General features: G+C 69.8%; 12 protein-coding genes. 7 read left to right on the top strand and 5 right to left on the bottom strand.

Translation table 11 applies throughout. The features are described from left to right. Both E7Z54_RS07985 and E7Z54_RS07980 read left to right on the top strand, forming a co-directional pair. A partial coding sequence (locus E7Z54_RS07985; protein ID WP_168798222.1) for an ATP-binding domain-containing protein occupies positions 1 to 597 on the top strand: 597 nt, incomplete at its 5' end. A gap of 79 nt (positions 598 to 676) precedes the next feature. Then, positions 677 to 1,276: an amino acid-binding protein gene (locus tag E7Z54_RS07980; RefSeq protein WP_417621006.1), complete on the top strand. Its 600-nt coding sequence runs from the start codon at positions 677 to 679 to the stop codon at positions 1,274 to 1,276. Between the two features lie 88 nt (positions 1,277 to 1,364). Here E7Z54_RS07980 and E7Z54_RS07975 read toward each other — a convergent pair whose 3' ends face one another. After that, positions 1,365 to 1,811 carry a nitroreductase family deazaflavin-dependent oxidoreductase gene (locus tag E7Z54_RS07975; RefSeq protein ID WP_136432629.1) on the bottom strand — a complete coding sequence of 149 codons (447 nt, stop codon included), beginning with the start codon at positions 1,809 to 1,811 and terminating at the stop codon, positions 1,365 to 1,367. A gap of 88 nt (positions 1,812 to 1,899) precedes the next feature. Between E7Z54_RS07975 and E7Z54_RS07970 the strand changes: the two genes are divergently transcribed. Further along, positions 1,900 to 2,877 carry a 1,4-dihydroxy-2-naphthoyl-CoA synthase gene (locus E7Z54_RS07970; protein WP_136432627.1) on the top strand — a complete coding sequence of 326 codons (978 nt, stop codon included), beginning with the start codon at positions 1,900 to 1,902 and terminating at the stop codon, positions 2,875 to 2,877. 235 nt (positions 2,878 to 3,112) lie between these two features. Here E7Z54_RS07970 and E7Z54_RS07965 read toward each other — a convergent pair whose 3' ends face one another. Further along, complete coding sequence (locus E7Z54_RS07965; protein ID WP_136432626.1) at positions 3,113 to 3,544, bottom strand: DoxX family protein; 432 nt, start codon at positions 3,542 to 3,544, stop codon at positions 3,113 to 3,115. A gap of 72 nt (positions 3,545 to 3,616) precedes the next feature. Further along, a complete protein-coding gene (locus E7Z54_RS23055; RefSeq protein WP_168798221.1) occupies positions 3,617 to 3,769 on the bottom strand; it encodes a hypothetical protein in 153 nt (50 codons plus the stop codon). Positions 3,770 to 4,016: 247 nt separating this feature from the next. On the opposite strand from E7Z54_RS23055, the gene E7Z54_RS07960 reads away from it, so the two are divergent. After that, the gene (locus tag E7Z54_RS07960; RefSeq protein WP_136432624.1) at positions 4,017 to 4,505 is read left to right on the top strand and encodes a MarR family winged helix-turn-helix transcriptional regulator; all 489 of its coding nucleotides are present in this window, start codon (positions 4,017 to 4,019) and stop codon (positions 4,503 to 4,505) included. Positions 4,506 to 4,776: 271 nt separating this feature from the next. Here the strand turns inward: E7Z54_RS07960 and E7Z54_RS07955 are convergent, their stop codons facing one another. Beyond that, on the bottom strand, positions 4,777 to 5,013 hold the full coding sequence (locus E7Z54_RS07955) for a hypothetical protein (RefSeq protein WP_136432622.1): 237 nt from the start codon (positions 5,011 to 5,013) through the stop codon (positions 4,777 to 4,779). A gap of 237 nt (positions 5,014 to 5,250) precedes the next feature. Here E7Z54_RS07955 and E7Z54_RS07950 point away from each other — a divergent pair, with 237 nt between their 5' ends. Continuing rightward, complete coding sequence (locus E7Z54_RS07950) at positions 5,251 to 5,943, top strand: NAD-dependent deacylase (protein WP_240769578.1); 693 nt, start codon at positions 5,251 to 5,253, stop codon at positions 5,941 to 5,943. Here E7Z54_RS07950 and E7Z54_RS07945 read toward each other — a convergent pair. Continuing rightward, entirely contained in the window at positions 5,940 to 6,716 is a 777-nt protein-coding gene (locus tag E7Z54_RS07945; RefSeq protein WP_136432618.1) for a TetR/AcrR family transcriptional regulator, read from the bottom strand. The two genes, E7Z54_RS07950 and E7Z54_RS07945, sit on opposite strands and share 4 nt — an antisense overlap. A gap of 116 nt (positions 6,717 to 6,832) precedes the next feature. On the opposite strand from E7Z54_RS07945, the gene E7Z54_RS07940 reads away from it, so the two are divergent. Together E7Z54_RS07940 and E7Z54_RS07935 are read left to right on the top strand one after the other, a co-directional pair. Then, complete coding sequence (locus tag E7Z54_RS07940; protein ID WP_136432616.1) at positions 6,833 to 9,001, top strand: MMPL family transporter; 2,169 nt, start codon at positions 6,833 to 6,835, stop codon at positions 8,999 to 9,001. Positions 9,002 to 9,085: 84 nt separating this feature from the next. Then, entirely contained in the window at positions 9,086 to 9,340 is a 255-nt protein-coding gene (locus E7Z54_RS07935; RefSeq protein WP_136432614.1) for a hypothetical protein, read from the top strand. Positions 9,341 to 9,493: the final 153 nt, after the last annotated feature.

The following is a 9,493-nucleotide window of genomic DNA, read 5'->3' as shown; positions in this document are numbered from 1 at the left end:
CACGCCGTCGCCGTCCGGGCGGCCGCGATCGGGACCGATCCGGCCGCCGCCGTACGCGCCGCCGACGGGCACCGGCTGCTCTGCGCCCACCGTGAGGGACCGTGGGGGGTCGCGCACTGGAACCACCAGGTGGAGCGATGGCTCGGCGAGGCGACCGGCAGTCCGGTCGGCGCCGCGTGGGGCCACGAGTGGTACGCCGGCCGACCGGTTCTGGTGACCGCCAACGACTACGGTCTCGGGTTGTTCAACGGCGACACCGGGCTCACCGTGGTGGACACCGACCCGGAGCAGGGAGAGCGGCTGCGCGTGGTGATGGCCGACGGCCGGCTGACGTCGTTCGCGCCGTCGCGGCTCGGCGACATCGAGACGCTGCACGCGATGACGGTGCACAAGAGCCAGGGCAGCCAGGCCGCCGACGTGACCGTGCTGCTGCCCGATCCCGACTCCCCGCTGTTGACTCGTGAGCTGTTCTACACCGCGGTCACCCGCGCCCAGCAGAGCGTGCGCGTCGTCGGCTCCGAGGCCGCCGTACGCGCCGCTGTCGCGACCACCGCCCAGCGTGCGACGGGCCTGCGGCAACGCCTCTCGGGCACGTAGCACCTCGTCGCCGCGCCCAGCGCATGGGCCTGCAACGAGCGCGAAACCGAGCCGGGTTAGTGTCAGGATCATGCCGTTCCTGCTGCGCGTGAAGCTGCCTGACGTCCCTGGTTCGCTGGGTCGCGTGGCGACGGCCATCGGTATGGCCGGCGGTGACATCGAGGCGATCGAGATCGTCGAGAAGCGCAGCGACGGCACCGCGGTCGACGACGTTCTACTCGAGCTGGAGCAGGGCATGATGCCGGACTCCGTGGTCTCGGCGTGCAGCGCGCTGGACGGGGTAGAGGTGCTGTGGGTCAGCCGCTACCCGGCCGGCGGGAACCTGGTCATGGACCTTGAGGCGGTCGAGGAGCTCACCGCCTCGCCCGGAACCGCGTTCGACAAGCTGGTCGACCTGCTGCCCGCGACGTTCCGCGCGGACTGGGGTGCCCGGGTGCACCGCGCCAAGGGCGTCGTCTACGGCACCAGCGCGGCGCCCGACGAGTTCGAGTTCGTCGAGATCGAGGCGCCGCAGCGCCTCGAGTCCCCCGACGGCGAGGTCACCCTCTTCGCGGCCGCCCGCCTCGACGGCAACGAGATCGTCGTGATCGGCCGCCGCGGCGGGCCGGAGTTCGCCGAGTCGGAGATCGCCCGCCTCGGACACCTGTGCGGTCTGGCCGTCACCATCGCCAACGCCTGACCCGCGAGTTGGGACTTCCCCAGGCGCGAGTTGGGACTTTCCAGCCGCCGAGCTGGGAGGTCCTGCCCGGCGAGACGGGGGTCGCCGGTCAGTCCTCGATCGGTTCCAGGATGAACACCGGGATCTCGCGGTCGGTCCTCTCCTGGTACGACGCGTAGGTCGGCCACGTCCTGACGGCGTGGTCCCACCACTCCGCCCGCTCCCCACCCTCGGCGAGACGCACGGCGTACGGCTTCGGCTCGGGTCCGTCCTGTAGGTCCACCACGGGGTGCGCGAGGAAGTTGGCGTACCAGGTCGGGTTATCCGGCCGGCCGCCGTACGACGCCACCGCGGCGTACCTGCCGTCCTTCTCGACCCGCATCACCGGGTTCTTCCTGAGCTTGCCGGACTTCGCACCGACCGAGGTGATCACCACGATCGGGTCACGGGAGCTGCGGAGGGTGTTCGCCTCACGACCGCCGGAGGCCTCGTACGCCGCCACCTGGTCCCGGACCCACTGCGCCGTGCTCGGCTCGTACTCGCCCTGAAGTGTCATGCCGCTAGAAGGAGAGGGCCGCAGTCGCTATTCCGACGCGCCATACTGCCGGTCGACTCATGCACAGGAGCGGCTAGCGTTCGGGTCCATGAGTGCGATCGAAGGCGTGTCGGAGACGTTCGACCCCGAGTCCTGGGACGAGGTGCCGGGCTTCGGGAACCTGACGGACCTCACCTACCACCGCGCGAAGGCGCACGGCACGGTGCGGATCGCGTTCGACCGACCCGACGTGCTCAACGCGTTCCGGCCGCACACCGTCGACGAGCTGCTCCGCACCCTCGAGCACGCGCGCACCAGCGCCGACGTGGGTTGCGTGATCATCACCGGCAACGGGCCGAGCGCCAAGAACGGCAAGCGCAGCTTCTGCACCGGTGGGGACCAGCGGATCCGCGGGAAGGCCGGCTACCAGTACGAGGCCCTTCCGGAGGTCGAGGATGCTGCGCAGCAACCGTCACGGGACCGCAGCGCCGACACCGGCGCCGAGGAGCCCAGCGCCATCGACAAGGCCAAGCTCGCTCGGCTGCACATCCTGGAGTGCCAGCGGCTGATCCGGTTCATGCCGAAGGTCGTCATCTGCGTGGTCCCCGGCTGGGCTGCGGGTGGCGGACACAGCCTCCATGTCGTCAGCGACCTGACCCTGGCCAGTGCTGAGCACGCCAGGTTCAAGCAGACCGACGCCGACGTCGGCTCGTTCGACGGCGGCTACGGATCGGCCTACCTCGCCCGCCAGGTCGGGCAGAAGTTCGCCCGCGAGATCTTCTTCCTGGCCGAGGAGTACTCCGCCGAGGACGGCGTGCGGATGGGCACCGTCAACCGCGCCGTTCCGCACGCCGACCTCGAGGCGACCGCCCTGGAGTGGGGCCGGATCATCAACGGCAAGAGCCCGACCGCCCAGCGGATGCTCAAGTACTCCTTCAACCTGCTCGACGACGGGCTCGTCGGTCAGCAGCTCTTCGCCGGCGAGGCGACCCGGCTGGCCTACATGACCGACGAGGCGCAGGAGGGGCGTGACCAGTTCCTGGAGAAGCGCGAGCCGGACTGGTCGCCCTACCCCTGGTACTACTGAATCGGGGTCTCCGCAGGCCAGAGCCCTTGGACCGCGCCCCCGGGTCCACAGACAGTCCGCAGTGTTTGCGCACTCGAAGTGGCCTCAATGGCCGTTTGCTTTGAGCCGCTGATTGTGTGCGAAGCGGCCCAGAGCTGAGGCCGACGTGTTCGCGTCCAGCCACCAGTCCTCGGATGGCGTCGAGGCCGCGGCAGGCAATGCTGCTGCGGCCTCGACGACGTCGCTGGGCGCTGGGTCAGGCGGCGATCTTCCGGTCGATCGCGTGATCGAGGCTTGCCCGACCCGGGCCGGCGGCTGCGACGGCGACCGCGAGCGCGGCGATCACGGCGACCAGTTCCCAGCCACCGTCGGCCACGAAGACGCCGGCGCTTCGGTGGGCGAACCAGAATGCGCCGAGCATGTCGAGCACCACGAGTGCGGCGGCGACCGGCGTGAGGAGTCCAACGAGCAGGAGAGTGCCGCCGGCGAGCTCGACCACGGCGGCGAAGACTGCGGCGGCCTGCGGAGCCGGCACGCCCATCAGGTCGAAGGACTGTGCGGTGCCGTCGAGGGTGTAGGTGGCGAACTTCTGCCAGCCGTGGGCGATCAACACGATGCCGATCAGTACGCGGGCCAGCAGCAGGCCGAGGTCGACGGCGGGTGTCGGGAGGGGGTGTCCGAGCTTCATCTGCTTCCTTCGTTGGTGATGTGGTGCGGATGGTTGTGCGCCGGTGTGTTGCACCGTTGCGGCGCGGGAGGGTCAGTCGGCGGTGGCGTAGGTGTGGCTGGCCGCCACGATGCCGGCCATGGTTTCGAGCTCCTCGGTGTCGCGCGGGCCGAAGGCCATGACGACGCGGCGGTTCAGCCGGGTGTCAAGCCATGGGTGCGGGGTGCCCCAGGCCTTCGCGACCACTCGGCATCGGGCGCGCGGCGAGCACGGCGATGTCGCCAGTGGCCGTGGTCGGGGCGTCGGACACGCCGAGGAATTGGACGGTGTGCCTGCCCCGCCCCACCACTGCGGCGATCGCCTGTCCCGTGTTGCCGTTGCCGATAGTGCTGAGGTCTGCCATGTCGAGGCTCTCCGAGAAGGGTGGTTGTTGCTTCAACTAACCCTAGGTCGGGGACGGTTGTCGCGTCAACTATTGGCATAGGATGGGAACATGGATGCTTTCTGGCTCGACGCAGACGAGATGGCTGCGTGGCTGCGGCTGATCGCGATCACGGAGCTGCTGCCTGGCGTGCTGGACTCGCAGCTGCGACGCGACGCCGGGTTGAGTCACTACGAGTACGTCGTCCTTGCGATGCTCTCGGAGGCACCGGAGCGCACTCTGCAGATGACCTCGCTCGCCCAGCGGACCAGCGCGACGCTCCCCAGGCTCTCCCACGTCGTACGACGGCTTGAAGAGCGTGGGCTGGTGGAGCGATTCCCGTGTCCCAAGGACGCGCGCGCCACGAACTCCCGACTTACCGCTGCGGGCTGGGGCGCTGTGGTCGCGGCCGCGCCCGGACACGTCGCCAACGTGCGCAAGAACGTCATCGGCGGGCTCACTCCCGAGCAGGTGCGCCAGCTTGCAGAGCTGGGGGACGCACTTCTGGCGCGGCTCGATCCGCAAGGTCGGATGACGGCCCTGTACCGCCCGGCGGACTAAGGCTGGGATCGACTGGGGCTGGGGAACATCGCGACGATCTGTTCGCGCCTCGGAATGCCGCGGAGGAGTTGGTCCGGCCGCTGCAGGCCCGCCCTGCCGGGTCGACCGCAAGACCCTCATCCTCGGCTACCCCGGCGCCTCCTGGAGCTTCTCGCAGCACGCCGAGATGACCGCCGCGCCTACGGTCTCGCCATCAGCGACATCTTCATCGCGGCAACCGGGGGCTCGTCGGCGGCTGCGGCTCACCATTGTTCGGCTGCGAGCCCGCGGGTCAGGCGCGATCCCTGACCTGGACGGAACCTTCGGCAGCGCCGGCGCAGTGGGCGCAGCAGTAGAACCGCCCGTCCACCTCGGCGCCGTGTCCGATCACCGAGCATCCGCAGTGCTCGCAGACAGGCGCCATCTTGTGGATCGCACACTCGAAGCTGTCAAAGGTGTGCTGATCCCCCGCTGCAATCACCTCGAAGGACTTGTCGTAGTCGTTCCCGCAGACCTCACAGGTTCCCATGCTCACCCCTCCTCGATTCCTCGAAGTTCTCGGTTCGGTACCCATTCCGGACGCGAAGTTACGGGGCGACAGGCAAGATCCGCCTCGACCGCCGAACCAGCTGGCCAACGTCCGCCGTGCCGCCGCGCTGCCGTGGGCCTCGAGCACCGGTCGCTGACCGGGGCGCGTCGAGCACGGGCGGAGGGCCACATGCTCGACCGGCGAGACCCGCCCCGCGGGGCCACTACCGTGGGCGCCGTGCCTCAGCTCGTCGTACTCACCGGTGCCGGCATCTCCGCCGAGAGCGGCGTGCCGACGTTCCGCGACGCCGACGGGCTGTGGGAGGGGCACCACGTCGAGGACGTCGCGACACCGGAGGCCTTCGAGCGCGACCGGCCGACCGTCCAGCGCTTCTACGACGCCCGCCGCGCCGCCCTGGCCGGGGTCGCGCCCAACCCGGCGCACCAGGCGCTCGCCGACCTGGAGCGGGCCGTCGGCGAGGACCTGCTGGTCATCACCCAGAACATCGACGACCTCCACGAGCGGGCCGGCTCGCGGCACGTCCTACACATGCATGGCGAGCTCCTCAAGGCGCTGTGCCGAACCTGTGGCGGGCGCTACGCGTGGGACGGCGAGCTGGTCTCCGAGCCAGGCTGTCCCGGCTGCGGCGTCGCAGACCTGCGGCCGGACGTGGTCTGGTTCGGGGAGATGCCCTACGAGCTGGACCGGATCGCAGCAGCGCTGTCGAAGGCCGACCTGTTCGTATCGATCGGCACGTCCGGGGCGGTGTACCCGGCGGCAGGCTTCGTCCAGCACGCACTGATGTACGGCGCCCGCACGCTCGAGCTCAATCTCGAGCCGAGCGAGGGGAGCCACCTCTTCCACGAGGCCCGGCACGGCCGCGCGGGGGACCTCGTCCCGGCGTGGGTGCGCGAGGTCCTGGCGGGCTAGCCGTCCGAGGACCGGTGCCGGGACATCTCCTCGTCGAGGATCCGGGTCAGCCGCTCCCGCTCGCCGTCCAGGCCGAGCGGCTCCAGCCAGTCCAGGAGCGTCGCGCGGAACAGCTGGCCGCTCTCGATCACCCGCGGGTCGCAGTGGCCGGTGGACTCGAGCGTCACGACGCCGTAGAGCGCGGACCACGACCGCATGTAGAGCCACAGGATCCCTCGGTCCTCGGGTGGGATGTGCTCCGCCTTCGCTGGGATCAGCGGGTTGAGCACGGCGTCCTGGATCACGGGGTCGAGCTCGTCCAGGCTCGGGTAGGGGAACTGGTAGAGCTCCCAGATCTGCCAGAGCAGGTCGGTGAAGAAGTGGCCTGACGTCGAGATGGTCAGCAGCTCGCGGCGTTCGGTGTCCGCCGCAGCGATCGGGTTCGCGAAGACCAGCGCGAACTGGCGCGGCTTCGAGAGTGCCCACTGCCGGAAGCAGACGCAGCCCACCGTGAGCCGCGCGGCGGGGTCCGTCTCCGGGTAGCGCTCCACCTCCTTCTTCCACTCCGCGGTCGCTGCCCTGTCCAGCTCGAATGCGACCAGGTCGACGAGCTGCTGGTAGTTGGCGACGTACCGGTAGAGGGCGGGTGCGGTCACTCCCATCCGGGTCGCGACCGCCCGTAGCGAGAGGTCGGCGCCCTCGTCGAGGAGGTCGGCGGCGACCGCGACGATCTCGTCGTAGGTCGCCTCTCGCTGGCGTTCGCGGCGGGTGACAGGCACGCGAAGGTGCGGCACGGGACTCCTCGGAAGCCGGGGGGAATTTGGGTTGACGCGTTTAGTTTACACCGTTTACGGTTAACAGTGTTCACGAAACTGATGCAGTTTCACCGATGTCATTCGGAGGAGTCACGATGATCGAGCGATGGGGCGCCCTGATCGTGCGCCGGGCCCTGGTGGTGCTGCTGGTCGGGCTCGGCATCACCGCTGCGGCCGCCGTGGCCGGTGTCGGACTCGAGGACAAGCTGGCCTCGGGTGGCTTCGAGGACCCCGCGAGCGAGTCGTCGCGTGAGCTGGAGCTGGAGCGTGCCGCCTTCGGCAACCAGTCCGTCGACACCATCGTGATCTTCACCAGCGACGACCTGGAGGTCAGCGACCCGGCGTTCCGGGCCGAGGTCGAGCAGACGCTGGCCCAGGTCCCTGACGACGTCGTCGCGACCGCACACACCTGGTACGAGACCCAGGACCCGGCGATGCTCAGCAAGGACGGCCACGCGACCGCGGTCTACGTGTCGCTGGACGGCGCGTCCCAGAACGACTTCCTCGACTCCTTCGAGAAGCTCGAGCCGGCCATCGCCGAGAGCGACCTCGACACCGCCTTCGCGGGCGCCTACGCCGTCTACACCGACGTCAACGAGGAGACCAAGACCGACCTGCTGAGGGCCGAGATCGTCTCCCTGCCGATCGTCCTGATCCTGTCGCTCATCATCTTCCGCAGCGTCGTCGCGGCCCTGATGCCGGTGCTGGTGGGCGTGGTCGCGGTCCTGGGCGCGCGCGCGATGATCGCCGGCCTCAACGAGGCCGTCGAGGTCTCGATCTTCGCCCCCAACATCATCACCCTGCTCGGGCTGGGCCTGGCGATCGACTACGCCCTGTTCGTGGTCTCCCGGTTCCGCGAGGAGATCGCGCTGACGCCGGACGACACGGCGCGCGCACTGGTGCGGACCATGGTCACCGCCGGACGGACCGTGGCGTTCTCGGCGCTCACCGTGGCCGCCGCGATGAGCTCCCTGCTCGTCTTCCCGCAGACCTTCCTCAAGTCGATCGGGTACGGCGGCATCGCGGCCGTGCTGATCGCCATGGTGGCCGCCCTCACCGTGCTGCCGGCGGCACTCGCGCTGCTCGGCAAGCGGATCGACTCGGTCCGGATCCCGTTCCTCCAGCGCTCGACCCCGGTCGAGTCCGACCACGGCGCTTGGGCACGCCTCGCCGGAGCGGTGATGCGGCGTCCGGTCCTCGTCGCCGCGGCCGTGGTCGTCGTACTCCTCGCCGTGGCGTCGCCGTTCCTCGGTGTGAAGTGGGGAAGCGTCGACTACCGCGTGCTGCCGGCGGACACCCCCTCGCACGAGGCGTCCGAGCGGCTCAACACCGAGTTCGGCCCGGAGCGGTCGACCGCCAACGTGCTGCTCGAGGGCGCCAGCGAGGCCGACGTGGCGACGTACACCGCCCAGGTCCAAGGGGTGCCGGGGGTGGTGGACGTGCGACCGGTCGCGAGCGAGGGCGACACCGTGCTGCTCCGGGCGGCGTGGGAGGGCAACAGCCAGAGCGAGCGCTCCCAGGACATCGTGCGCGAGCTGCGCACGATCGACAGCCCCGGCGACACCCAGGCGCTGGTGGGCGGGCTGACCGCGGACACGGTCGACCTGGCCGAGTCGGTCGGTGACCACCTGCCGCTGATGGGCCTGATCGTGGTGGGCGTGATGCTCCTGCTGCTCTTCCTGGCCTTCGGCTCCGTGGTGCTGCCGGTGAAGGCGGTGATCATGAACGCGCTGTCGATCACCGCCTCGTTCGGCGTCGTCACCTGGATCTTCAGCGACGGCCACCTCGCCGACCTGCTCGGGTTCACGCCACAGGGGTTCCTCGACCTCACCAACCCGATCGTGATGCTGGCCGTGCTGTTCGGGATCTCGATGGACTACGAGGTGTTCCTCCTGTCCCGGGTGCGCGAGCAGTGGGACGCCACCGGCGACAGCGACCTCGCCGTCGCCACCGGCGTGCAGAAGACCGGCCGGATCATCACCAGCGCCGCGCTCCTCCTGGCGGTGGTCATCGGTGCCTTCAGCCTCAGCGGCGTGGTGTTCATGAAGATGATCGGCATCGGCATGCTCGTCGCGATCCTGGTCGACGCCACGGTCGTCCGGGCGCTGCTGGTGCCGGCCACGATGAAGCTGCTCGGCCGCTGGAACTGGTGGGCCCCCGGCCCCCTGGCCCGCTGGTGGGAGCGCTTCGGCTTCCGCGAGGGGTACGACGCCGGGCCAACCACGTCCGCCGAGGAGTCGACCAAGGTGGCAACCCGCGCCTGACCAGTCGGGCAGAACAGTCGTGTATCCCCGTCCCTGGCCTCCGGCTACCCCGCACCGGGTGCCCGGATCGGTCGGTTCCGGATCATGGAGCAGCCCGGCCAGGGCGGCATGGGCGAGCTGCTCCGAGCCAGGGAGGAGAACCTCGGCCGCGAGGTGGCGCTCAAGGTCATCGCACCGCTCTTCGCGCACGCCCCGGATTTCCGGCGCCGGTTCACCCGTGAGGCGCGGGCCCGGGCATCGCTGGAGTCTGCGCATGTCGTAGCGGTCGACGCGCACGGCGCGGAGGACGGCCACCTCTACATCGCGAGCCAGCTGATCCGCGGCGCGACCTCGTCGTGACCGCTAGGGCTGCGTCGTCGACGCGCCTGTCGGCGTGCCCGAGCGGCACTTCGGACAAGGAGACGGCGGCTTTTGAGCGCTCCACTGCAACTTTTGCTTGACGGGCGTCAAAAGTCTCTTTAGGTTCGAGCGTGACGTGCGTCACCCCCTCTC

This window comes from Nocardioides sp. (genome assembly GCF_004803405.1).
In the GTDB taxonomy this organism is placed as follows: domain Bacteria; phylum Actinomycetota; class Actinomycetes; order Propionibacteriales; family Nocardioidaceae; genus Nocardioides; species Nocardioides vastitatis.
The sequence above is the reverse complement of the archived record's forward strand: the minus strand, read 5'-3'. Positions and strand labels throughout refer to the sequence as shown.